Source organism: Kitasatospora sp. NPDC059408, assembly GCF_042751525.1.
Classification (GTDB): Bacteria; Actinomycetota; Actinomycetes; order Streptomycetales; family Streptomycetaceae; genus Kitasatospora.
Genome location: NZ_JBHYWI010000044.1, coordinates 44,920 through 67,332, shown reverse-complemented (window position 1 = coordinate 67,332; position 22,413 = coordinate 44,920). Strand labels below are relative to the sequence as shown.

Genomic DNA, 22,413 nt, shown 5'->3' with positions numbered 1-22,413 from the left:
GTACCGGACCGGCTCCCTGTGCGCAGCACAAACCGTCGGAGGACCTCTCTCCCTCGACCGGGGCACACCCTACGGGTGCGGACCGCCGATCGACCGCCATCAGCAGCGACGTTCTGGCTCTGGTGACGAATCTACACCGGTGACCCACCGGCCGTTCCCGGTTACGGATTTTCGGGGCCCGGCCCGCCGGGCGTGGCCGCCGGGTCGGCTCCGGCCGCGGCCTTGGCCGCGCTGTACACGTCCGGCTCCAGGTAGATCGCCCGGGCGATCGGGACGGCCGCGCGCACCCGCTCCTCGGCGGCGTCGATGGCGGCCGCGACCCGGGCGGCGCTGTCCTCCGCGTTGACCGCGATCTTGGCGGCGACCAGCAGTTCCTCGGGGCCGAGGTGGAGCGTGCGCATGTGGATCACGCCGGTGACCGCGTCCCCGTCGACCAGGGCCGCGCGGATGCGGGCCACCGACTCGCGGTCGGCGGACTCGCCGAGCAGCAGCGACTTGGTCTCCAGGGCGAGCACCACGGCGATCAGCACCAGGAGGACGCCGATGCACAGGGTGCCGACGCCGTCCCAGACGCCGTCGCCGGTGATCACGGTGAGCGACACGCCGAGCAGCGCGAGCACCAGACCGATCAGTGCGCCGGTGTCCTCCAGCAGCACCACGGGCAGTTCCGGCGCCTTCGCGGTGCGGATGAACTGCACCCAGCCCTGGCCGCCCTTGGCCTTCGCCGACTCGCGCATCGCGGTGAGGAAGGACCAGCCCTCCATCGCGATCGCGAACACCAGCACGCCGACGGCCCAGCCCCAGGAGTCCAGCGCCTCCGGGTGGCGCACCTTGTGCCAGCCCTCATAGACCGCGAAGAGGCCACCGACGCTGAACAGCACGATGGCCACCAGGAAGCCGTAGACGTAGCGCTCGCGGCCGTACCCGAACGGGTGCTCCTCGTCGGCCGCCCGGCGCGCCCGCTTGCCGCCGATCAGCAGCAGCACCTGGTTGCCGGAGTCGGCCACCGAGTGGACGCCCTCGGCCAGCATCGACGACGACCCGGTGAAGCCGAAGGCGGTGAACTTGGCCACCGCGATCGCCAGGTTCGCCGACAGCGCCGCGATCAGCGCTTTCGTCCCACCCTCTGCACTCATGCGCTCACCGTAGCGTGCGCCTCTCCCGCGCCTGCTTCCTACGACTGCGCGGCGGCGAGTCCCAGGTAGACGGCGGCGAAGTCGGTCAGCGCGACGAGGTCGGCGAGCGCGTGCAGCGGCTCGGGCCGGGCGCTGGCGTACTCGGTGAGCCGGACGTCGTGGGCGGCGGCGAGGCGGTGCGCCCGGGAGACGCCGAAGGCGCGCGGGCCCTCGTCGTCCTCCGGCACCTCGGCCGGGCCCTCGTCCTCGTCCAGCGGGCCGCCGGGCGTGCCCGGGACGTGCCGCAGCAGCAGGACCTGGAGGTGCAGCGGGTCCGGCTCGTCGACGCGGTCGCGGAAGAAGTCGTCCGGGTCGGCGCCCGCGCCCAGCTGGCCGGTGAACATGCCCCGGTGCGCGGTGAGCACCTGCGGCAGGAGTCCTGGCAGCGCCGGGCGGCCGGCCCGGTCGGCCAGCTGCGCGGCGAAGCGGGTGACGACGGCCCCGGCGACGGCCCCCTCCGCCCACAGCAGCGGGACGGTCCCGGCGAGCCTGGCGGCCAGGCCCTTGGCCGGGTTGGTGTAGGCGGCGGCGTCGGGGCGGCAGCGGACGGCCGACGCGTCGAGGAGGTCGGCGGTGGCCGGGAGCGCGTCGTACGGCAGCTGGGTGACGCCGATCTTCTGGGCGAGCGCGAGCATCGGCGTCAGGTGGGCCCACAGCGCACCCGGGTCCTCGGCGGGCAGGTCCGGCTCGGCGGCGCGCTCGGCCGGCGGCTCGTCCTCGGGCCGCGCGGACGGCACGTACGGGAGCGGCAGGGCCCGCACCTGGAGCGCCGCCGCGGCGAGCGGGCTGCCCTCGGGCGCGGTGACGACGATCGCGCAGCCGCGCGCGTAGGCCTGCTCGGCGAGGCCGATCAGGCCCTGCTCGTCACCGTCGGCGGAGCTGATCACCAGCAGGTCGAGCGGTCCGGCCCAGCCGGGCAGCTGCCAGCCGAGCCCGGCGGTGAAGACGGGCGGGGCGCCGGCCCGGTCGGCGCGCGGGGCGGTGGCGTCGGCGGGCGGCAGCGGGGTGACGAGGCTGCCGGTGCCGGCCAGCGCGGCGAGGATCTCGCCCGCGGTCAGGGCGCTGCCGTGCCCGGCGACGAGGACGGCGCGCGGGCGGCCGTCGGGCCGCAGCCGGTCGAGGCCGGCCGCGTCGGCGAGCCGCAGCGCGGTGCGCACCCGCGCGCCGGAGCCGGCCAGCGCGAGCAGGGCGCGGTCGCGGTCGGCGCGCTGGAGGGCGGCCGGGTCGTCGAGCAGGGTGTCGTCGAGCATGCGGCGGTCCTCCGGCTGCGGTCGGCTGCGGTCCTGGGGGCGCTGGGCTGGCGGTGCGCTGGACTGGCGGTGCGCTGAGCTGGCGGTGCGGGGCTTCGCCCCCAAGGATCAGGCCGGGCGGCGGGCCTCGTCCACCAGGAGGACCGGAATGCCGTCGCGGACCGGGTACGCGAGGCCGCAGTCCGTACCGGTGCAGACCAGCTCGGGCTGCTCCTCGGTGCCGGCCTCGGCGAGCGCGGCCCGGCACTGCGGGCAGACCAGGATCTCCAGCAGGAAGGATTCGAGCTTCAAGGGGCTCTCCAAGAGTCGGGAGGTGGCGCGGCGGTGCCCCGGCCGATAGGCAACCCTACCGGCCGGGGCACCGGCGCTCCGGCTCGGGCGCGTCGGCGCCCGGGGTGCGTCAGGCGCGGACGATCGCGAGGACGCCGTCGCGCAGCTCGGCCATCTTCGCCGGGTCCTTGGCCTCGACGTTCAGGCGCAGCAGCGGCTCGGTGTTGGACGCGCGCAGGTTGAACCACCAGTCCGGGCCGGCCACGGTGAGGCCGTCCAGCTCGTCGACGGTGGTGCCCTCCAGGCCGGCGTAGGCGGCGCGGACGGCGGCCGAGCGGTCGGCCTGGTCGGCGACGGTGCTGTTGATCTCGCCGGAGGCCGCGTAGCGGTCGTACTCGGCGGTGAGCGCGGACAGCGTGCCCGGCTGCCCGCCGAGGGCGGCGAGCACGTGCAGGGCGGCGAGCATGCCGGTGTCGGCGCGCCAGAAGTCGCGGAAGTAGTAGTGGGCGGAGTGCTCGCCGCCGAAGACGGCGTCGGTGACGGCCATCTCCTGCTTGATGAAGGAGTGGCCGACGCGGGTGCGCACCGGGGTGCCGCCGAGCTCGCGGACCACCTCGGGGACGGTCCAGGAGGTGATCAGGTTGTGGATGATCGTCGGCTCGGCCTCGCCGGCGGCCTGGGCGCGGGCGATCTCGCGGGCGGCGACCAGGGCGGTGATCGCGGACGGGGAGACCGGCTCGCCGCGCTCGTCGACGACGAAGCAGCGGTCGGCGTCGCCGTCGAAGGCGAGGCCGAGGTCGGCGCCGACCTCGCGGACCTTCGCCTGCAGGTCGACCAGGTTCTTGGGGTCGAGCGGGTTGGCCTCGTGGTTGGGGAAGGTGCCGTCCAGCTCGAAGTACATCGGGACGAGCTCGATCGGCAGGCCGTCGAAGACGGTCGGCACGGTGTGGCCGCCCATGCCGTTGCCCGCGTCGACGGCGACCTTCAGCGGGCGGATCGCGGTGAGGTCGACCAGGCCGAGCAGGTGGTCGGCGTAGCCGCGCAGGGTCTCCTGCTCGGAGAGCGCGCCGGGCTTGACGTCCTTGGCCGGGACGGTGACGGCGTCGTCCTCGCCGGTCCAGGACTCGACCAGCTCGCGGATCTCGGAGAGGCCGGTGTCCTGGCCGACCGGGGCGGCGCCGGCCCGGCACAGCTTGATGCCGTTGTACTGGGCCGGGTTGTGGCTCGCGGTGAACATCGCGCCGGGCAGGTCGAGCTTGCCGCTGGCGTAGTAGAGCTGGTCGGTCGAGCAGAGGCCGATCTGCACGACGTCGGCGCCGTAGGCCGCGGCGCCCTCGGCGAAGGCCCGGCTGAGCGACGGGGAGGAGGGCCGCATGTCGTGGCCGACCACGATCGCGGTCGCACCGGTGACCTGGACGAAGGCCGCGCCGAAGGCCCGGGACAGGCTCTCGTCCCACTGGTCCGGGACGACGCCTCGGACGTCGTACGCCTTCACGAGCTGCTTGAGGTCGCGCACTGCGGCTCCACCCTGGTCTCTGTGCTGATCGTTCACGATACGTCGGGGTCACCGCGCGTTCGGTCGACGGGACGCGGTGACGGTAGACGGGCAGCGTACCCGGGCCGGGGGAACGCCCCGTGCGGGGCGAGCCGTCAGTTGTCGGGCGAACGGAGGACCCGGAGGTGGCCGCGGCGGCCGCCCTCGGTGGACTCGCCCTCGGGGGCGCGGCCCTGACGGGGGGTCTGCGGGCGGGCGGCCTCGCGGACGGCGTTGGCGAGGGCCTCCAGGTCGTCGCTGCTGCGGCGCAGCGGCCCGGCCTCGGCGGCGAGGCGGACGACCTCCCAGCCGCGCGGGGCGGTGAGGCGCTCGGCGTGCTCGGCGCACAGGTCGTAGCAGTGCGGTTCGGCGTAGGTGGCGAGCGGGCCCAGGACGGCGGTGGAATCCGCGTAGACGTACGTCAGCGTCGCGACGGCCGGCCGGCCGCACGCGGTCCGCGAACAACGACGTACAGAGCTCACGAGGGTGGACGGTACAGCACTCCTCGCCGGGGAGCGAAGACCGCCTGCCCTCGTGGTGCGACGTGTCGCGCCGCGCGCCCCTCGGACTCCCCCTCCGCCGCGCCCGGGGGGCGCTTCGGCGCGGAGCCGCTCCTTCGACTGCTCCGCTCGCTCCGCCCGTTGCGGCGTACGCCCCCGCCCCGGGCGTTTCCCTGCCGGAGTGGTCCACTTCCGACCGTCCAAGGACTACCCTCGGCAGTGATATGGACAGCTCTGCACCGCAGTCATCGACGGGACCCTCGCGCCGACCCCGGCACCGCGACCGGCACGGCAGGGGGCTGCGCGGCCCGCTGGCACCGCCCCAGGTGCCGATCTCGCTCACCCGCTCCGAACTGTTCGACGACTACGTGCGCGAATCGGTGGAGCGTCTGGAGCGGCGTTGGCCGCAGCTGATCGAGGTGGAGTTCGCCGTCCAGGAGGTGCCGCTGCACGAGGCGGACGGCGCGGACTCCGAGGACGGCGTGCCGCTGGGGCGGGTGTCGCCCGGCAAGCAGGGGCGCAAGAGTCAGATCGTGGTGTACCGGCGGCCGGTGGAGATCCGGGCGAAGACCCGGGAGGACCGGGCGGCGCTGGTGCACGAGATCCTGATCGAGCAGGTCGCCGAGTTGCTCGGCCTGTCGCCGGACGCCATCGACCCGCGCTACGACGAGGAGTGACGCTCCGGGGGCCCGCGGCCGGGCCCCCGGAGCGCGCGGTCAGCGCTGGACGACGCCCGGGTCCTGGGAGGCCTGCGGGACCTTGACGGTGCTGCGGTCGTCCCGCAGCGCCTGGACGGTGAACATCGGCACGTCCTTGGCGGGGATCGCGAGCATCCGGGCGGCCACCACCGGGCCGCCGGAGGCGGTCTCCACGGTGAGCGCGAAGGAGCCGTTCAGCCCGCCGGGCTCGGGGGCCGGGACGGCGACGGTGGCACCGGCCGGCACCTGGACGTCCTTGGTCACCGGGGTGCCGCCGTTGCTGCCCGCCGAGGCGGTGACGTGGACGGTGGCGGCGTCGCCGGTCGACGTCAGGAACAGGGTGGACGCGCCGGCCCGGTTGTCGGCCACCGTGGCGCGGGCGCCGACCGGGGCGCTGCCGGTGAGCCAGGCCGCGTCGGACTTGCCGTTGGAGCCGGCCCGGTCGATCCGGACCCCGGCGACGACCGGGGTGGGGTGCTTGTCGTCGCTGGGCGACAGCCGCAGCCCGGCCACCTCGTCGCGGGTGACCTTCCCGAGGTCGACGGCGGCGACCATGCCCGCCTTGACGTGGATGGACTCGTTGCCGGCCGGGGTGAACCAGCCGTTCTTGCCGGAGAGCTGGATCTTCAGGTCGGCGTCGTCGTCCGGCGACGCCCAGACGACCAGGCGGGCGGCCGAGGTGTCGGCGGGCAGGCCGGGCAGCACCTGGGTCGGGGCGGGCTCGACGGAGGACGGGATCCAGTCGGCGCCCTTGCTGCCGTCGGCGGCGTGCAGGAACGCGCCGAGCCGGCCGCTGCGGGCCACCACGTGCACGGCGAGGTCGGTGACCGGACCCTTGGTCAGCGTCGGCAGCAGGATCGACTGGGAGCTGCCGGGGGCGACGGTGATGCCGTTGGCGGCGTCGTTGTCGATCGGGCCCTTGTCGCCGTAGAGCTTGATGTCGACGACGGCGGCGGAGGACTCGGTGTTCACCAGGCTGACGTAGTCCGTCCGGTCGCCCGCGGTGCTGGCCCCGGCGAACCAGAAGCTGGTGCCGGCCGGGGTGCAGGTGACGCCGGACAGGCCGAGGCCGCGCTGCTCGGTGACCGTGGTGGTCTGCGAGACGGTGAAGCCGGGGGCGAGGGCGCCGGTGGCGAGGGCCCCGGTGCCGGGCGCGGTGTCGGCGTTGGCCGCGGGGGCCGAGACCGGGGTACCGGGCTTGGCCAGCGTCAGCCGGGCGTCGGCGGGTGCGCCGCCCTTGTCGGGGGCGGCCGAGCCGGTCGGCGCCGGGGTCGCGGGGGCGGACGGCGTGGCCGGGGCCGACGGGGCCGCGGTCGGGGGCGTCGCGGGCGCGCTGGCGTCGGAGAGCCAGCCGGCCCCGCCGGTGGCGGCGCCGGTGCCGGGCGGGGTGTAGGCGGTGAGCGTGGTCGAGCCGGTCAGGCCCTGGAGCGGCTGCGGGCAGACCGCCGCCGTCCGTTCGACCTGCGCGGTGGTCGCCGAGGCGCCGGTGTCGCCGGTCGCGGGGGCGGCCGGCGGACGGACCTCGGAGATGCCGAACACCACGGCGAGCACAGCCGCGGCCGCCAGCAGCGACTGCGTCGTGCGGCTGCCGCCCGAGCGCCCGGCGGGGCGGGCCGGCGCCGGGGCGCCGTCCGCGTCGGGGGCGGCGGCCGGAGCCGGCGGCGGCGGGTAACCGCTCTCCTCGGCCTCGGCGGGCGCGGACTTCTTCCCGAAGGAGGGCTTCTTCATCGCGGGTCAGCTCCCCGATCCGTGGTGGTGCGGGTACCGGCCAGTCCCGTTGGGGTCGTTCGGGTCGTAGTAGGGCTCGGCCTGCGGCTGCCCCGGCACCCAGGGCTGCTGGTGCTCCGTCTGCTGGTAGGGGTCGTAGCCGTACTGCTGGTCCTGGTACGGCTGCTCGTAACCCTCTTGGGGGTAGGCCTGCTGGAAGTCCTGATGGGGGTGGGCCTGCTGCTGCTCGTAGCCCTGCTGGGCGTGGGCCTGGCCGCCGTACGGCGCGGCCGCCGGCTGCTGCGCGGCGTACGGGTCGTAGCTGTACGGGTCGGCCTGCTGGTACGTCTGGTACGGGTCCGTGTACGGCTCGGTGTCCTGGGCGGCCGCGGCCGCCTGGACGGCCTCCGTCATCGGATCGGCGGCGGGCTGCGGCGGTACCGCGCCCTCGTACACCCCGGTCTCCTCGGTGCCCGGCTCGGCGCCCTCGCCGCGCTCGGCCATCCGGCGGGCCCGGCGGCTGCCGGGGGCCGGGGCCTGCGCCTGGGCGGCGGCGGCCAGCGCGGCGGCGGCCACCACGTCCTCGGGCAGGTCGTCGTCCTTGTGGCTGCGGCGGCCGGGCAGGGCGAGGACCAGGATGGTCAGCCCGATCAGCACCTGCGCCCAGATCCAACCGGTGTGCAGCAGGCCGGCCTCGCGGGTGACGGACAGCTTGCCGCCGCCCGCCGGGAGCTTGAAGCCCTGCGCCCAGCCGTCGACCGTGGTCGGCTCCAGCGCGGTGCCGTCCAGGGTGGCCTTCCACTCGGGGGACGCGCTCTCGGCGAGCCGCAGCACCCGGCCGTCCGGGCCGGCCGCGACGGTCGTGGCGATGTCGCGGACGCCGGACGGGACGACCACGGGGGCCGCGCCGGGGGCGGTGATCACCGCGCGGACCGCCGCGGCGCCGTTGACCTGCCAGAGCGCGGCGGCACCGTCCTGGTTGGCCTTGACCAGACCGGGGGTGGCGTCCAGGACGTCCTTGAACACGTCGATCACCGGCCGCTCGACCACCACGTACGCGATGCCGTAGCCCGACAGGGCGCCGGCCTGGTCCGCGCCGGAGCCGGCCAGCAGGCTGCCGACCACCTTGTTCAGGCCGTCCTGGGTGCCGGTCGCCGGGTCGACGGTGGACTCGGACTGGCCGAGCGTCAGGCCGGCGCCGCGGACCAGGGTGTAGCGGACGGCTCCACCGCTCTTCTCCCCCGTCACGACGAGCGTGCGGGCGCGGTCGGTGGTGCCGGCCTCCTCCGCGACGAACGCGGGCACCTGGCTGGCATCGGCGCGGTGCAGCGGACCGTCCGCGCCGGTCACCGCCCACCAGAGGCCGGTGCCCAGCGGGGCCAGCGCGGCCGCGGCCACCACGAGGGCGGCGACCGGCTGGCGCCAGCCGAAGGCGATGCCGGCCACGCGGGCGTTGGCGCCGTCGGCGCCGATCGCGGCGGCGGCCAGCAGGGCGATCCCGGCGACCAGGGTCGCCGGACCGGCCCAGGCGGGCACGGCCGGACCGCCCGAGGCGGGGGTCACGGAGGTGCCGGCCACGGCGACGGCGAAGACCATGCCCGCACCGGCCGCGCCCCAGGCGGCGAGCACCGCGCGACGGCGGTCGGCGCGCAGCAGCGCCGCGAGCGCGGCGAGCACGACACCGGCCGACAGCCACACCGGGGGCACCCCGGCGCCGCCCGGGTTGACGAGCACCAGGCCGACGGCGCCGGCGCCACTGCCGTGCAGGCCCGGCAGGCCCGCCTCCATCAGCAGCGACTGCGGGTGCGACAGCACCGTCAGCGACCACGGCGCGAGCACCGCCACCGGCAGCGCGAGCACCACGACGACGCGCAGCCCGAGCAGCCGCAGCGCGGCGCCGCCGGAGCCGAAGGCACCGCCGCGGACGACCGCGACACCCAGCGTGGCCAGGCAGAGCGGAACCGCGAGCGCCCAGGTCAGCGGCACGAAGGCGGTGGCCAGGGTGAGCAGCAGGACGGTCATCCAGACCGGCCGCCAGCCGGGGCGGGCGCCCTTGGCGGCGCTCTCCTCGCGGATGCCGAGGCCGGCGGTGATCGCCGCGGCACGGGCCAGCGGCGGCAGCAGGACGGCGAGGACGGCGGTGCCGAGGCGGCCCTGCGCGAGCGCGCCGGTCGCGGCGGGCAGCAGCGCGTAGGCGGCGCTGGCCCAGGCGCGGACCAGCTTGGAGTCCAGCAGCGGACGCGAGACCAGGTAGGCGCTGACCGCGGCGAGCGGCACCGTCAGGAAGAGCAGCAGGGTGATCGCGAGGTCGGCGTGGCCGAAGAAGATCCAGGACAGGACGGCGAGCACGCCGAGGTACGGCGGTGCGGCGGCCGTGGAGCCGGTGCCGATCGGGTGCCAGGCGTCGGCGTACATCGACCAGAGGCCGCCGGCGCCGTCGGCGGCCGGCAGCAGGGCACCGCCGAACAGCACGCCGCTGCCGAACAGACCGCGGCAGGCGACGAGGGCGAACACCAGCAGGGCCGCGAACAGGACGGGCGCGGGGCGCCGGGCGAGCTTCTTGATCAGCGCGAACTGCTCGACGACGAGGTCCTCGGCGTCGTCGTCGCCGCCGGCCTCCACCGAGCCGTGCCGGCCGACGTTGTCGTCCGCTCCCCCTATCCCGAGCGAGCTGATGACGCCCTCGACGGCGAGCCGGGTGGTCGCGCCGGGCGCCGGGAACAGCGTGCGGTCGTCCAGGGCGTCGGCGGCCCGGGTCCGGGCCCGGCGCTTGCGCGCGGCCAACAGCCGCGGCAGCCGGACGAGTTCGTGCCCGAGCCCGGCGAGCTCGTCGAAGGCCTGGCGCGGGTCCTTGCCCAGCAGGTTGGTGACGGCCCGCACCAGCGTGCCGAGCACCAGCCGCAGCAGGACGTAGGGGAAGAGCGCGCCCTTGCAGTTGGCGAGCAGGGTGTAGACGGCTCCGGCCTTGTCCACCCGGTGCGGGTGGGAAGCGCCGCAGTCGATGGCGCGGCGCTCGCGGCTGGCCGCCTCGGCGTGCCGCAGCACGGCGTCGGGGGCGACCACCACGCGGTGGCCGGCGGCGTTGACCCGCCAGCAGAAGTCGGTGTCGTCGCGCATCAGCGGCAGCGCCTTGTCGAAGCCGCCGAGCTCCTCGAAGACGTCCCGGCGCACCAGCATGCCGGCCGAGGAGACGGCGAGCACCGGGCGGACCTGGTCGTGCTGGCCCTGGTCCTGCTCGCGGCGGTCGAGGCCGGTCCAGCGGCGGCCGGAGCGGGCGATCGTGACGCCGACCTCCAGCAGCTGGCGGCGGTCGTACCAGCTGCGCAGCTTGGGGCCGACGACGGCGGCGCTCGGGGTGGAGTCGGCGACCTGGAGCAGGCGGCGCAGCGCGTCGGTCTGCGGCTCGCAGTCGTCGTGCAGCAGCCACAACCACTCGACCGGCTGGGTCTCGCGCGGGCCGCCGCGGGCGAGGTCGTCCTCCTGGGCGAGCGGGTCGCCGAAGTCGTCCCAGCCGCCGGTGACCGGGTCGTAGCCGGAGGGGTCGAGCCGGTACGGGAGGTCCTCCGGGCGCAGCGGCGGGCTGTTGAAGACGGCCTCGGCGACGGCGGTGCCGAACCCGGCCCGGCGGCCGAGGATCAGGGGCCCGCTCTCGGGCAGCCAGTCGGCGAGGGTGTCGGCGAGCAGCTGCGGGGAGTTGTCGGTGGATCCGGTGTCGACTGCGAGCACCCGCTGGACCTGGCGGTCCTGGCCGAGCAGGCCGGCCAGGGCCTGCGGCAGCCAGCGGGCGCCGTCGTGCGAGACGATCACGGCGGTGACCAGGTGGCGCGGATAGGCGGGCGGCCTGGCAGCGGTGAAGCCGCTCTGGTGGCTGTAGACGGTCATCGAGTGCGCGGGCCCCAGTTCTCGGTGGACACAGCCGGTGAACGGCAACCGGATGGCGCACCACACTAACGGCTCCGGGTTGCGGCTCCGTCCACGGTGTCCGTGCGGGGACGGTGAAGGACGGCCCACGACCGTGCCCCGGCACGCGAAAGCGCCCCACCACCGCGGTGAGGCGCCCGTACAGCTGTGTGGTTGTCCTCCGTCACCGGAGGATCGGCGGGGGCCCGAAACCGCTCCGCCCGGACCGCGGCCCCGGCGGGCCGGACCGGTCCTCCGTCAGACCGCGCTCTTCTTGAGCCGCCGGCGCTCGCGCTCGGAGAGGCCGCCCCAGATCCCGAAGCGCTCGTCGTTGGCGAGGGCGTACTCCAGGCACTCGGAACGGACCTCGCAGGCGAGGCAGACCTTCTTCGCCTCGCGAGTGGAGCCGCCCTTCTCGGGGAAGAAGGACTCGGGGTCGGTCTGGGCGCACAACGCGCGCTCCTGCCAGCCGAGTTCCTCCTCGTCCTCCGCGATGCCGTCCCCGATCAACAGCTCAAAGAGCTCGCTCATGTGGCGCGCCTCCTCTGCCCCTACTTGGCGTCCCCGTGGTTGCCGTTGCCTCGTGCGGCCGACGACACGAGTGAAATTACAGTTGCGTCACTCTGGCTCAGTCAAGCCGAGCTCTGGTATTGGGGCCAGGATTCACTCCCCGGCACCAAGCCGTTACGAATAGTGTACATATCTGGACACATCGGACTTTTCGCCCAGATGCCCCGGACAGCTTCGAACCATCCGCAACCATCCGCCGAGTGACGCCCGGTCACCCTCACAGGCCGGTCATCGCCCTGCCTTCCCGGCGATCTTCCCATCGAAACATAGACGGTGATGAATCACCCCATCCGGTACTTCCGGACCGAACCCACCCGAATGCCGCATCTCCCGGTTTGACACCACCCCCGCGGATGCGGTCTCCTTTCCCCTATGTCAGAGTCCATGAGCCCCCGGAGCGGTTCCACGCTCCGCCGTGCCGTGAACTCTTGTTGTCGCCTCTGTTCCTGCTGTATCTAGGCGCCCGCGTCCCACCGCGCGCCGCCCCCAGGAAGCACAGAGGCCGCCCGCGATTCCCGCCCCAGGACATCCCGGATCCGGCTGATCCCTGACGAACCAGCCGCAGATCCGAGGACGACAGCCGTGCGCATGACCCGCATCCGCAAGCGGAACCGCGACCGCAACAAGCTCGCCCGCCGTGGGCCCCAGGCCGCCCGCCCCGCCGCCGCCCGCTGGGACGACGGCCTCTCCGACGTCTCCATCGCCGGGGACCCGCTCGCCTTCCCGCACCTCGCCCGCACCGACCTGCCCGCCCACCCCACCACCGTCGCCGGCTACGCCCGGCTGGTCCGCGAGATCGCCGCCGACCGCACCCGCTGGGAGCACCTCGTCCGCTACGACGCGCTCACCCGCTGGTACGCCCGGCTGGAGACCGGCCCCGGCTACGAGGTGTGGCTGCTCAGCTGGCTGCCCGGGCAGAGCAGCGGCTTCCACGACCACGGCGCGTCCTCCGGCGTCATGACCGTCGTCCAGGGCGAGCTCGTCGAGCGCTCCCTGACGCACGCCGGCGAGGGCGCCCGCGCCCTGCGCCCCGGCGGGCAGAGGGTCTTCTCCTCCGGCTACCTGCACGAGGTGGTCAACGGCGCGCTGGAGCCGGCCGTCTCCATCCACCTCTACAGCCCGGGCCTCACCGAGATGAACCAGTACGGCGGCGCGAACGCCGTCCCCGAGCAGCACCACGAGCGGCCCGCCGAGCAGGGCGCGGCGCAGGGCTCCGCGCACGGCCGGCCTGCGCAGACCGGGACGTCTTGACCGAGGACTGACGGGCAGTCGGGCCGTGGCAGGATGGCCCCATGCGCATCGTGGCACTGGCAGGCGGAATCGGCGGGGCGCGCTTCCTGCGCGGACTCCTCGCGGCGGTCGACCCGCAGGACGAGATCACCGTCATCGGCAACACCGGCGACGACATCCACCTCTACGGACTGAAGGTCTGCCCCGACCTCGACACCGTGATGTACACCCTCGGCGGCGGCATCCACGAGGAACAGGGCTGGGGCCGGACCGACGAGACCTGGTCGATCAAGGCCGAGATGAAGGAGTACGGCGTCGGCCCCGAGTGGTTCGGGCTCGGCGACCGCGACTTCGCCACCCACCTCGTGCGCAGCCAGATGCTCACCGCCGGGTACAGCCTCAGCCAGGTCACCGAGGCGCTGTGCGTGCGCTGGAAGCCCGGTGTGCGGCTGCTGCCGATGAGCGACGACCGGGTCGAGACCCACGTGCGGATCACCGACGAGCAGGGCACCCGGGCGATCCACTTCCAGGAGTACTGGGTCAGGCTGCACGCCGCCGTCGACGCCGAGGCGATCATCCCGATCGGCGCCGACACCGCCAAGCCCGCGCCCGGCGTGCTGGAGGCGATCGCCGCGGCGGACGTCATCCTCTTCCCGCCGTCCAACCCGGTCGTGTCGATCGGCACCATCCTCGCCGTGCCCGGCATCCGCGGGGCCGTCGCCGCCGCACCCGCCCCCGTCGTCGGGCTCTCTCCCATCATCGGCGGGGCGCCGGTGCGGGGCATGGCCGACAAGGTGCTCGCCGCCGTCGGCGTCGAGGCCACGGCGGAGGCCGTCGCGCTGAACTACGGCTCGGAACTGTTGGACGGCTGGCTGGTCGACACCGCGGACGAGGGCGCCGTGAGCACCGTCGAGGCCGCCGGCATCGCCTGCCGGGCCGTCCCGCTGCTGATGACCGACGTCGACGCCACCGCCGAGATGGCGCGGGCCGCACTGGCCCTCGCGGAGCAGGTCCGGGCGTGACCGTCGAGATCCTCCCGGTCGGGGGGCTGCCCGAGATCGAGGCCGGGGCCGACCTCGCCGCGCTGATCGCCAAGGCGGGGACGTACGAGGACGGCGACGTCCTGCTCGTCACTTCCAAGATCGTCAGCAAGGCCGAGGGCCGGCTCCTGCACGCCGTCGACCGCGAGGCCGCGATCGACGCCGAGACCGTCCGGGTCGTCGCCCGGCGCGGGCCCGCCCGGATCGTCGAGAACCGCAACGGCTTCGTCATGGCCGCCGCCGGCGTCGACGCCTCCAATACCGCCCCCGGCACCGTCCTCCTCCTGCCCGAGGACCCCGACGCCTCCGCCCGCGCCCTGCGCGCCGCGCTGCAGCGGCTCACCGGGCGGCGGCTCGCCGTGGTCGTCACCGACACCTTCGGCCGGCCCTGGCGCAACGGGCTCACCGACGTCGCCATCGGCGCCGCCGGGCTGTCCGTACTGGAGGACCACCGCGGGCGCACCGACAGCCACGGCAACGAGCTCGTCCTGACCGTCACCGCCACCGCCGACGAACTCGCCGCCGCCGGCGACCTGGTGAAGGGCAAGGCCGGCGGCGTGCCGGTCGCGGTCGTCCGCGGCCTCGGACACCTCGTCACCGCCGAGGACGGCGAGGGCACCCGGCCGCTGGTGCGCCCCGCCGCCGACGACATGTTCCGGCTCGGCACCTCCGAGGCCCTGCGGGCCGCCGTCACCCTGCGGCGCACCGTGCGGGCCTTCACCGACGAGCCCGTCGACCCGGGCGCCGTCCGCCGCGCCGTCGCCGCCGCCGTCACCGCGCCGGCGCCGCACCACACCACGCCGTGGCGGTTCGTCCTGCTGGAGTCCGCCGACACCCGCACCCGGCTGCTCGACGCGATGCTCGACGCCTGGCGCCGCGACCTGCGCGAACTCGACGGCTGGGACGACGCGAAGATCGCCCGCCGCACCGCGCGCGGCGACGTCCTGCGCAACGCGCCCTACCTCGTCGTGCCCTGCCTGGTCATGGACGGCTCGCACGACTACCCCGACCCGCGGCGCGCCGCCGCCGAACGGGAGATGTTCACCGTCGCCGCCGGCGCCGCCGTGCAGAACCTGCTGATCGCCCTCACCGGCGAGGGCTACGGCTCCGCGTGGGTCTCGTCCACCATGTTCTGCCGCGACACCGTCCGCACCGCCCTCGACCTCCCGGACACCTGGGACCCGATGGGCGCCGTCGCGGTCGGCCGCCCCGCCGAAGCACCGCGCGACCGCCCGGAACGCGGCGCGGACGCCTTCATCACGGTGCGGTAGTCAGGGCGACCACCGGTCACCTGCCGAAGCCCTCCGTGTGACGGTCGAAATCGGCCAGGATCGACCCGGCACCGCCCTCGGACGTCGGCATGCCGTCGACTTCGTCGCCCGTCGGACCCGTCCGGAAGGGGCGCACCGACTCGTCGGGCGAGAGTGAACCGAACAGGCCTGCCGGGGGTTCGGCCGTGCTCGCGGCCGGGTCGTCCACGCCGTCGTCCATGGCATCGGCGTATTGGCGGCCTCCGTCAGCGGCCGCGGTGGTCGTTGGGGGTCAGGCGGGGGCCGTAGCGGGGGGCGCGGGCTCCGGTGGCCGTCAGGAGGCGGCAGACGCGGTGACGGTGGGGGCGGTAGGGCTCCAGGAGGGCGAGCATCCGAGCGTCGTCGCTGCGTGGGCGGCCGGCCAGGGCCCAGCCGACCAGGTTCGGCAGGTGGAAGTCGCCGACCGAGACCGCGTCCGCGTCGCCGTTGCTGCGCTGGAGGGTCTCGGCGGCCGTCCAGATCCCGACGCCCGGCACGGCGGTCAGGCGGGCGAAGGCCTCGGCGTGGTCCATCGCGGACGCCTCCTCCAGGCGGGGCGCCAGCCGGACCGCCCGCACGACCGTCGCCGAGCGCTTCGGGTCCACGCCCGCGCGGTGCCACTCCCAGCTCGGGAGGAGCGCCCACTCGCGGGCCGACAGTGCCACCCGCATGCCCTCCGCCGGGCCCGGCGCCGGGGTGCCGAAGTCCCGGAGCAGCGTCCGCCAGGCGCGGTAGGCCTCGTCGGTCGTCACCTTCTGTTCCAGGATCGCCGGGACGAGGGACTCAAGCACCAGGCCCGTCCTGGTCAGCCGCACGCCCGCCGTCCGGCGCTGGGCGTCCCGCAGCGGACCGGGCGGCAGCACCAGGCCCTCCGGGTCGTCCTCGGCCCCGAGCAACGCGGGCAGCCGGTCCAGCAGCCACCCGGCACCCGGGCCCCACGCCCGCGCCTCCACCTCGCCGGCCCCCGGGCGGGACAGCACGCGCAGCGTCCCGGCACCGGCCGGGGTCCGGGACGCCCGCCAGACCGCTCCGTCACCGGTCGTCCGGTACGAGGGGTCGGCCGGGCCGCGGCGCAGCGGGAGCAGCGTGCGGGCCACGTCCAGCGGGAAACCCGGCCGCCAGAGCCGCACCGACTCGCCGCCCGTCACTGCGTCGCCTCCTCCGCCGCCGTCCCCGACCATGGGGATATGAACGATACGCGGCTGCCGGACCTCTCCCCCTCGGACGAGAACGCGGTGCGAGCGCTCTACGACCGGGCCCTCGACGGGTGGAACCGGCAGGACGGCTCGGCATTCGCCGGACCCTTCGCCGCCGACGGCGAGGTGATCGGCCACGACGGCACGCGCCACCGCGGGCGGTCGGCGATCGCGGCCGAACTCGGGCGGATCTTCGCGGACCACGTCACTCCCCGGTACGTGGCCGCCGTACGGCGCGTCCGGGGGCTCGGGCCCGGCGTGGCGCAACTGGACGCCGTCGCGGGGCTCGTACCGGCGGGGGCGGCGGACGTGGTGCCGGAGCTCAACTCGGTGCAGACGGTGATCGCCGTGAACGCGGGGGCGGGGTGGCGGATCGCGCTCCTGCAGACCACACCCGCCCGGTACGACCTCCGGCCGGACCTGGCGGCGGCTCTGACGGAGGAGCTGCGGGGGCTGGTGGGAGGCGACGCGGGGGCGAGGACGCTGAAGACGTGACGGGGAGCGCGAGGCGCTCGAACCGGATGGTCGCCGCGAACACGGGTGTCCGCCACGCCGCCCGGCGCCGGGTCCGGCGCCCCTCCCGGGGTCACACCCGGAGGCCGTAGGCTGGGGCGCACCATGACTGCGCCTTTCGCTGCCGATGCCCGCACCCCCGTCGAGCTGCTGCACGCATACCTGCGAGGTGGCACCCCTTCGGTCGATCCCGCGGCCCCGCTGGTCACCTTCTACGACGACGCCACCGGCGAACGGGTGGAGCTGTCCGCCCGGACGTTCGACAACTGGGTGGCCAAGACGGCCAACCTGCTCCAGGACGAGCTCAACGCCGGTCCCGGCGACCGCGCCGCCCTCCTCCTGCCCGCCCACTGGCAGAGCGCCGTCTGGCTGCTGGCCTGCTGGTCGGTCGGGGTGACGGCGGTGCCGGGCGGCGAGCCGGCCGCCGCCGACCTGGTGGTCAGCGGCCCGGACGGCCTGGAGTCCGCCCACGCCTGCGAGGGCGAGCGGGTCGCGCTGGCCCTGCGCCCGCTGGGCGGCCGGTTCCCGCAGCGCCCGGACGGCTTCCTCGACTACGCCGCCGAGGTGCCCGGCCAGGGCGACCGCTTCGCGCCGTACTCGCCGGTGACCCCGGACGCGCCCGCCCTGGAGACCGGCGTGGACGGGCTGCCGCTGAAGCTGACCGGTGAGCAGACCGTCGCCCTGGCCCGCGAGGGCGCCGTCCGGCTCGGGCTGAACCCGGGCGACCGCGTGATGTCCACGCTGTCGTACGACGACTGGACGGGCCTGGAGGCCGGCCTGCTGGCGCCGCTGGCGGCCGGCGCCTCGGTGGTGCTGTGCCGCAACTCCCGGGGCCTGACGGCCGAGCAGTGGGAGAAGCGGGCCGACTCCGAACGGGTGACACTGCGCCTCGGGTAACCCCCGCCGCCGGCCCGGCGGGTAGGGATCCCTGCCATGGCCGAGGACGACGACACCGCGCACACCCCGACCGACACTCCCCCGGACGCGCCCGGACGCCCCCGTCGGCGCCGGCGGTGGCTGATGATCACCGCTGGCGTCGTCGCGTTCCTGCTCGTGGCCACCGGCGTGCTGCTCTGGATCGCCTACCGCAAGCTCGACGGGAACATCCGCACGGACACGGCCACCGACAAGCTGCTCGCCAGGCTGGAGGCGGAGCGGCCGAGCCGGACCGCCGGGGCCAAGGGCGCCGAGAACATCCTGCTCATCGGCAGCGACGACCGCTCCGGCGCGAACGGCGCCTACGGCGGCGAGGCCGGCACCCAGCGCTCGGACACCACGATCCTGCTGCACCTGGCCGCGGACCGGAAGCACGCGACGGCCGTCTCCGTACCGCGCGACGTCATGGTCACCGTCCCCGCGTGCGAGAAGCCGGACGGCACCCGGAGCAAGCCCGCGCTCATGCAGTTCAACTGGGCGTTCGAACTCGGCGGTCCGGCCTGTTCGATCCGCACCGTCGAGCAGCTCAGCGGCATCCGGATCGACCACTACGTGATCCTCGACTTCAGCGGCTTCAAGTCGATGGTGGACGCGGTCGGCGGCGTCGAGGTGTGCGTCCCGCAGGCGATCCACGACAAGGACGCCAAGCTCGACCTGCCGGCCGGGCGCCAGACCCTCCAGGGCGAGCAGGCGCTCGGCTACGTCCGCGCCCGGGAGAGCCTCGGCGACGGCAGCGACACCCAGCGGATGGGCCGTCAGCAGCAGTTCCTGGCCTCGCTGATCCGCAAGGTGCAGTCGCAGGGCGTCCTGCTGAACCCGGCGAGGCTGTGGCCGGTGCTGGACGCGGCCACCTCCTCCGTCAAGGCGGACGGCGGGCTGTCCTCGCTCGGCGAGCTCTACGACCTCACCCAGGACCTGCGCGGCATCCCCTCGGCGGACGTGGTGTTCCTGACCGCGCCGCGCCGCCCGTACCGCTACGACTCGGACCGGGACGAGTTCGTGGAGCCGCAGACCGGCCAGCTGTTCGCCGCGCTGCGCGACGACCGGCGGATCACCGTCCGGCCGCCCGGCTCGGAGCCCACGCCCACGGCCGGCGCCTCCCCCGCGTCGGACGGGGCCGCCGCGGCCGGGCCCTCGGCCTCGCCGACGGCCGGCGCCTCGCCCGTCTTCGAGGGGCGCACGGCCGACGTGGACGCCTGCGCGCAGCACTGACCACCCTCCGGACTTTACGCTCCGATTACCTGCGTGTGACGGACATCATACCCGGAACAATTCCCCCGTTCGGCTCGTCTACTGTGTCCGGATCGGCCCATCGCCCCGGTGTGCCGCACCACCGTGACCGGCCGGACGTAGGGAATCCCGTGCAGAAGGACAAACCGAAAACCGGTGAGTACAGCGGGCAGGGCCACCGGACGGCGCAGCGGCAGGCGGCCGCCGCCAGGCGCACGCGGCGCCGGCGCCGGACGCTCAAGTGGACGGCCGGGACGGGCGCACTGGTCATGGCAGCCGGCTGCGGCGGGGCGTACTACCTGTACGAGCACTTCAACAACAACCTGACCTCGGTCAAGGTCCAGCTGGGCGACGAGGCCGAGCGGCCCAGGGCGGCCGGGGACGCGCTGAACATCCTGGTGCTCGGCACCGACAGCCGCGAGGGCCTCGGGAGCGACTACGGCGACGCGGGCAGCTCCGGGCACGCCGACACCACGCTGCTCTTCCACGTCGCCAAGGACCGCTCCAACGCGACGGTGATCAGCATCCCGCGCGACCTGATGGTGCCGATCCCGGAGTGCCGGGCGCCGGACGGCAAGTCGATACCCGGCTCCGCGCGGGACATGTTCAACAACAGCCTGGGGCAGGCGGGCCGGGACCCGGGCTGTTCCTGGAAGACCGTCGAGAAGGTCACCGGGATCCGGGTCGACCACTTCGTCCAGGTGAACTTCGAGGCGGTGAAGACGCTGTCCACCGCAGTCGGCGGGGTCGAGGTGTGCGCCGCGAAGGACATCAACGACCCGAAGTCGCACCTGAGGATGACCAAGGGCCGGCACGTCGTCCAGGGCGACGACGCGCTCGCGTTCGTGCGCACCCGGCACGTGGTCGGGACGGGCGGCGACCTCAGCCGGATCCCGCTCCAGCAGCAGTTCATCAGTTCGATGATCCGCAAGGTCAAGGGCGACGACACCCTGACCAGCCCGGCCAAGCTCTACAAGCTCGCGGACGCCGCCACCAAGGCGCTCACCGTCGACTCCGGCATCGGCAGCGTCGACAAGCTCAAGGACCTGGCGCTGGACATCAGCGCGGTGGACACCAAGAACATCACCTTCGCCACCGTGCCGGTGCTCGACGACCCGAAGGACGAGAACCGGGTGATCCTCAAACAGCCGGACGCCGGCCGGCTGTTCTCGATGATCGCGGCCGACCGCTCGTTGACCGAGACCTCGCAGGGCGCCACCGCCGCCCCCGCCGCGCCGGAGACCACGGCCGCGCCGGGCACGCCCGCGGCGCCGGCGGTGGACCCGAAGGACGTCCAGGTGACCGTCCGCAACGGCAGCGGGGCACAGGGACAGTCGGGCGCGACCGTGGACAGACTCAGGGCCAAGGGCTTCACCAAGGCCGCGACGGGCCCCAACGCGCCTGCGGCGGCCACCAGTTCGATCGCGTACCCGGCCGGGCAGGAGGAGGCGGCGACCGCGCTGGCCGCCGCCCTCGGACTGCCAGGCGACGCCGCCCGGCCGGATCCGAAGGCCGCCGCGAAGGGGCCGCTGGTGCTGGTGCTCGGCAAGGACGCCCTCGCGGCGCCCGCCGCACCGTCCGCGGCGCCGGCGGAGGCCCCGGCCGACCTCCAGCGGGTGCAGGCCGACGACACCGACGTGTGCGCGAAGTAGCTTTCCTACGAGGGCTGTTGGAGGCGGGTGAGGATGCCGTCCGCCGCCACGAAGCGGTCGCCGGTGCGGGGGCAGTGCCAGTGCCCCCCGCCGGCGGAACGGAGGGGTTCGCCGGTGCGGCCGACCCACTTGATCCGGCGGGCGGGGACGCCGGCGACCAACGCGTGGTCCGGGACGTCGCGGTGGACCACGGCGCCCGCCGCGACCAGCGCCCAGCGGCCGACCGTCACCCCGGCGACCAGGACGGCCCGGGCGCCGATCGAGCAGCCCTGACGGAGCGTCACTCCTTCGGCGTGCCAGTCGGATCGACGCTTCAGCCGGCCTTCCGGCTCGATCGCGCGCGGGTAGCGGTCGTTGGTGAGGACGACGGCCGGGCCGATGAACACCCCGTCCTCGATCACGGCCGGCTCGTACACCAGCGCGTGGTTCTGCACCTTGACCCGGTCGCCGATGCGGACGCCGGGGCCGATGTAGGCGCCCCGGCCGATGATGCACTCGGCGCCGAGCACCGCGTGTTCGCGCACCTGGGCGAGGTCCCAGACCGTCGTCCCGGCACCGATGGCGGCCCGCTCGTCCACGTCCGCGCTCGGCGCGATGCGCGGGCCGGCCGCGGACCCGCCCTCAACCGTCCCCATGGGGAACGACCTTAGTGCCGTGGGCGGGGTCGCGCGGGCGGATCAGCGCGCGTCGGCGAGGACGTTGTCCGGGGTGGGCGCGGTGCTGCCGATGACCTTGCGGGCCAGCGAGCGTGGCGACGTGAGGAAGCCGAAGCCCCAGCTGAGGTGCATGGTCGCGAGGGCCACCGGGAGCAGCGCCTTCGCCTTGGCGGACAGGCCGCGGCCCTCGACCACCGAGCCGCCGAGGATCCCGAGCAGGTACGCGCCGGGCGCCGCGAGGAACACCGGGTGGACGGCGGCACCGAGCACCAGGCCGAGCGTGACGCCGAGGAAGGCGGCCGGCGGGGCCAGGTAGCGCAGGTTGACCGAGCCGCGGTGGTAGCGGGTGACCACGCGCCGCCAGCGGCCGTAGTCCTTGTACTGCTTGGCGAGGGCGCGGACCGACGGCCGGGGGCGGTAGGTGACCTTGAGCTGCGGGGTGAACCAGATCAGCCCGCCGTCCTGGCGGATGCGGTAGTTCAGCTCCCAGTCCTGGGCGCGGATGAACTCCTCGTTGTAGCCGCCCAGCTTCTCCAGCACCTCGCGCCGGAACACGCCGAGGTAGACGGTGTCCGCGGGGCCGGCCAGCCCGCCGGTGTGGAAGGCGGCGTTGCCGACGCCGATCTTGGAGGTCATCGCGGCGGCGACCGCGTTCTCCCACTCCGTCTCGCCCTCGGCGTGCATGATGCCGCCGACGTTGGCCGCCTCCATCTCGTCCAGCAGGCGGACGGCGGTGGCGACGTAGCCGGGGGTCAGCAGGCCGTGGCCGTCCACGCGCACCACTATCGGGTGGCGCGAGCCGCGGATCGCCGCGTTGAGACCGGCCGGCGTGCGGCCGGTGGGGTTCTCCACGGTCCGGACCCGGGGGTCCTCGGCGGTGAGCTCGGCGGCGATCTCGGCGGTGCGGTCGGTGGACGGACCGAGGGCGATCACCACCTCCATCGGGCCGGCGTACTCCTGCTCCAGGATGTGCCGGACGGCCGTGCGCAGGTGACGTTCCTCGTTGAGCACCGGCATGATCACGGAGACCGCCGGCAGCTCCTCAGCAGCCTTGGTGTTCATCGCCG

General features: G+C 74.8%; 20 protein-coding genes. 8 read left to right on the top strand and 12 right to left on the bottom strand.

Annotated features, from left to right (window positions below; translation table 11 throughout):
- Positions 1-161: 161 nt before the first annotated feature.
- The 5 genes from ACFXDE_RS26880 to ACFXDE_RS26860 all read right to left on the bottom strand — a co-directional run bounded on the left by ACFXDE_RS26880 (position 162) and on the right by ACFXDE_RS26860 (position 4,711).
- Positions 162-1,136, bottom strand: coding sequence for a cation diffusion facilitator family transporter (locus ACFXDE_RS26880; protein ID WP_380442012.1), 975 nt, complete (start codon positions 1,134-1,136; stop codon positions 162-164).
- Between the two features lie 38 nt (positions 1,137-1,174).
- On the bottom strand, positions 1,175-2,425 hold the full coding sequence (locus tag ACFXDE_RS26875; RefSeq protein WP_380442015.1) for an SIS domain-containing protein: 1,251 nt from the start codon (positions 2,423-2,425) through the stop codon (positions 1,175-1,177).
- A 108-nt stretch (positions 2,426-2,533) separates the two neighbouring features.
- Complete coding sequence (locus ACFXDE_RS26870) at positions 2,534-2,716, bottom strand: Trm112 family protein (protein ID WP_329928842.1); 183 nt, start codon at positions 2,714-2,716, stop codon at positions 2,534-2,536.
- Positions 2,717-2,825: 109 nt separating this feature from the next.
- Positions 2,826-4,211 carry a phosphomannomutase/phosphoglucomutase gene (locus ACFXDE_RS26865; RefSeq protein ID WP_380442018.1) on the bottom strand — a complete coding sequence of 462 codons (1,386 nt, stop codon included), beginning with the start codon at positions 4,209-4,211 and terminating at the stop codon, positions 2,826-2,828.
- Between the two features lie 134 nt (positions 4,212-4,345).
- On the bottom strand, positions 4,346-4,711 hold the full coding sequence (locus ACFXDE_RS26860) for a DUF3499 domain-containing protein (RefSeq protein ID WP_280686050.1): 366 nt from the start codon (positions 4,709-4,711) through the stop codon (positions 4,346-4,348).
- 242 nt (positions 4,712-4,953) lie between these two features.
- Here ACFXDE_RS26860 and ACFXDE_RS26855 point away from each other — a divergent pair, with 242 nt between their 5' ends.
- A complete protein-coding gene (locus tag ACFXDE_RS26855; protein ID WP_380442021.1) occupies positions 4,954-5,406 on the top strand; it encodes a metallopeptidase family protein in 453 nt (150 codons plus the stop codon).
- 39 nt (positions 5,407-5,445) lie between these two features.
- Here ACFXDE_RS26855 and ACFXDE_RS26850 read toward each other — a convergent pair whose 3' ends face one another.
- The 3 genes from ACFXDE_RS26850 to ACFXDE_RS26840 all read right to left on the bottom strand — a co-directional run bounded on the left by ACFXDE_RS26850 (position 5,446) and on the right by ACFXDE_RS26840 (position 11,565).
- A complete protein-coding gene (locus ACFXDE_RS26850) occupies positions 5,446-7,155 on the bottom strand; it encodes a DUF5719 family protein (protein WP_380497274.1) in 1,710 nt (569 codons plus the stop codon).
- Between the two features lie 6 nt (positions 7,156-7,161).
- Positions 7,162-11,016, bottom strand: coding sequence for a glycosyltransferase (locus tag ACFXDE_RS26845; RefSeq protein ID WP_380497273.1), 3,855 nt, complete (start codon positions 11,014-11,016; stop codon positions 7,162-7,164).
- Between the two features lie 276 nt (positions 11,017-11,292).
- Positions 11,293-11,565 carry a WhiB family transcriptional regulator gene (locus ACFXDE_RS26840; RefSeq protein ID WP_030062195.1) on the bottom strand — a complete coding sequence of 91 codons (273 nt, stop codon included), beginning with the start codon at positions 11,563-11,565 and terminating at the stop codon, positions 11,293-11,295.
- A 621-nt stretch (positions 11,566-12,186) separates the two neighbouring features.
- On the opposite strand from ACFXDE_RS26840, the gene ACFXDE_RS26835 reads away from it, so the two are divergent.
- Genes ACFXDE_RS26835 through ACFXDE_RS26825 form a run of 3 tightly spaced genes read left to right on the top strand, consistent with a single transcriptional unit; the run spans position 12,187 to position 15,145 of the window.
- Positions 12,187-12,855 carry a cysteine dioxygenase gene (locus tag ACFXDE_RS26835; protein ID WP_380497272.1) on the top strand — a complete coding sequence of 223 codons (669 nt, stop codon included), beginning with the start codon at positions 12,187-12,189 and terminating at the stop codon, positions 12,853-12,855.
- A 41-nt stretch (positions 12,856-12,896) separates the two neighbouring features.
- On the top strand, positions 12,897-13,856 hold the full coding sequence (gene cofD / locus ACFXDE_RS26830; RefSeq protein ID WP_380442029.1) for a 2-phospho-L-lactate transferase: 960 nt from the start codon (positions 12,897-12,899) through the stop codon (positions 13,854-13,856).
- Positions 13,853-15,145, top strand: a complete 1,293-nt coding sequence (locus ACFXDE_RS26825; protein WP_380497271.1) for a coenzyme F420-0:L-glutamate ligase — start codon at positions 13,853-13,855, stop codon at positions 15,143-15,145. The genes cofD and ACFXDE_RS26825 overlap by 4 nt, the downstream gene beginning before the upstream one ends.
- A gap of 16 nt (positions 15,146-15,161) precedes the next feature.
- On the opposite strand, the gene ACFXDE_RS26820 is transcribed toward ACFXDE_RS26825, so the two are convergent.
- Positions 15,162-15,353 (bottom strand): hypothetical protein, encoded by a 192-nt coding sequence (locus ACFXDE_RS26820; protein WP_380497270.1) that lies wholly within the window; start codon positions 15,351-15,353, stop codon positions 15,162-15,164.
- A 37-nt stretch (positions 15,354-15,390) separates the two neighbouring features.
- Positions 15,391-16,344 carry a DNA-3-methyladenine glycosylase family protein gene (locus ACFXDE_RS26815; RefSeq protein ID WP_380497269.1) on the bottom strand — a complete coding sequence of 318 codons (954 nt, stop codon included), beginning with the start codon at positions 16,342-16,344 and terminating at the stop codon, positions 15,391-15,393.
- Positions 16,345-16,350: 6 nt separating this feature from the next.
- On the opposite strand from ACFXDE_RS26815, the gene ACFXDE_RS26810 reads away from it, so the two are divergent.
- From ACFXDE_RS26810 to ACFXDE_RS26795, 4 genes are all read left to right on the top strand, one after another.
- Entirely contained in the window at positions 16,351-16,854 is a 504-nt protein-coding gene (locus ACFXDE_RS26810) for an SgcJ/EcaC family oxidoreductase (RefSeq protein ID WP_380442035.1), read from the top strand.
- A 123-nt stretch (positions 16,855-16,977) separates the two neighbouring features.
- A complete protein-coding gene (locus ACFXDE_RS26805; protein ID WP_380497267.1) occupies positions 16,978-17,769 on the top strand; it encodes a TIGR03089 family protein in 792 nt (263 codons plus the stop codon).
- Positions 17,770-17,805: 36 nt separating this feature from the next.
- Positions 17,806-19,020 (top strand): LCP family protein, encoded by a 1,215-nt coding sequence (locus ACFXDE_RS26800; RefSeq protein ID WP_380497266.1) that lies wholly within the window; start codon positions 17,806-17,808, stop codon positions 19,018-19,020.
- A gap of 149 nt (positions 19,021-19,169) precedes the next feature.
- Complete coding sequence (locus tag ACFXDE_RS26795) at positions 19,170-20,690, top strand: LCP family protein (RefSeq protein WP_380497265.1); 1,521 nt, start codon at positions 19,170-19,172, stop codon at positions 20,688-20,690.
- A 5-nt stretch (positions 20,691-20,695) separates the two neighbouring features.
- Here ACFXDE_RS26795 and ACFXDE_RS26790 read toward each other — a convergent pair whose 3' ends face one another.
- Together ACFXDE_RS26790 and ACFXDE_RS26785 are read right to left on the bottom strand one after the other, a co-directional pair.
- On the bottom strand, positions 20,696-21,325 hold the full coding sequence (locus ACFXDE_RS26790; RefSeq protein WP_380497264.1) for an acyltransferase: 630 nt from the start codon (positions 21,323-21,325) through the stop codon (positions 20,696-20,698).
- 42 nt (positions 21,326-21,367) lie between these two features.
- Positions 21,368-22,408 carry a glycosyltransferase family 2 protein gene (locus tag ACFXDE_RS26785; RefSeq protein ID WP_359973141.1) on the bottom strand — a complete coding sequence of 347 codons (1,041 nt, stop codon included), beginning with the start codon at positions 22,406-22,408 and terminating at the stop codon, positions 21,368-21,370.
- Positions 22,409-22,413: the final 5 nt, after the last annotated feature.

Bases quoted from the DNA above. Each gene is read 5' to 3' on its own strand.
- ACFXDE_RS26880 (WP_380442012.1), bottom strand. From the start codon at position 1,136: ATGAGTGCAGAGGGTGGGACGAAAGCGCTGATCGCGGCGCTGTCGGCG.
- ACFXDE_RS26875 (WP_380442015.1), bottom strand. From the start codon at position 2,425: ATGCTCGACGACACCCTGCTCGACGACCCGGCCGCCCTCCAGCGCGCC.
- ACFXDE_RS26855 (WP_380442021.1), top strand. From the start codon at position 4,954: ATGGACAGCTCTGCACCGCAGTCATCGACGGGACCCTCGCGCCGACCC.
- ACFXDE_RS26850 (WP_380497274.1), bottom strand. From the start codon at position 7,155: ATGAAGAAGCCCTCCTTCGGGAAGAAGTCCGCGCCCGCCGAGGCCGAG.
- ACFXDE_RS26845 (WP_380497273.1), bottom strand. From the start codon at position 11,016: ATGACCGTCTACAGCCACCAGAGCGGCTTCACCGCTGCCAGGCCGCCC.
- ACFXDE_RS26840 (WP_030062195.1), bottom strand. From the start codon at position 11,565: ATGAGCGAGCTCTTTGAGCTGTTGATCGGGGACGGCATCGCGGAGGAC.
- cofD (WP_380442029.1), top strand. From the start codon at position 12,897: ATGCGCATCGTGGCACTGGCAGGCGGAATCGGCGGGGCGCGCTTCCTG.
- ACFXDE_RS26815 (WP_380497269.1), bottom strand. From the start codon at position 16,344: ATGGTCGGGGACGGCGGCGGAGGAGGCGACGCAGTGACGGGCGGCGAG.
- ACFXDE_RS26810 (WP_380442035.1), top strand. From the start codon at position 16,351: ATGAACGATACGCGGCTGCCGGACCTCTCCCCCTCGGACGAGAACGCG.
- ACFXDE_RS26805 (WP_380497267.1), top strand. From the start codon at position 16,978: ATGACTGCGCCTTTCGCTGCCGATGCCCGCACCCCCGTCGAGCTGCTG.
- ACFXDE_RS26800 (WP_380497266.1), top strand. From the start codon at position 17,806: ATGGCCGAGGACGACGACACCGCGCACACCCCGACCGACACTCCCCCG.
- ACFXDE_RS26790 (WP_380497264.1), bottom strand. From the start codon at position 21,325: ATGGGGACGGTTGAGGGCGGGTCCGCGGCCGGCCCGCGCATCGCGCCG.
- ACFXDE_RS26785 (WP_359973141.1), bottom strand. From the start codon at position 22,408: ATGAACACCAAGGCTGCTGAGGAGCTGCCGGCGGTCTCCGTGATCATG.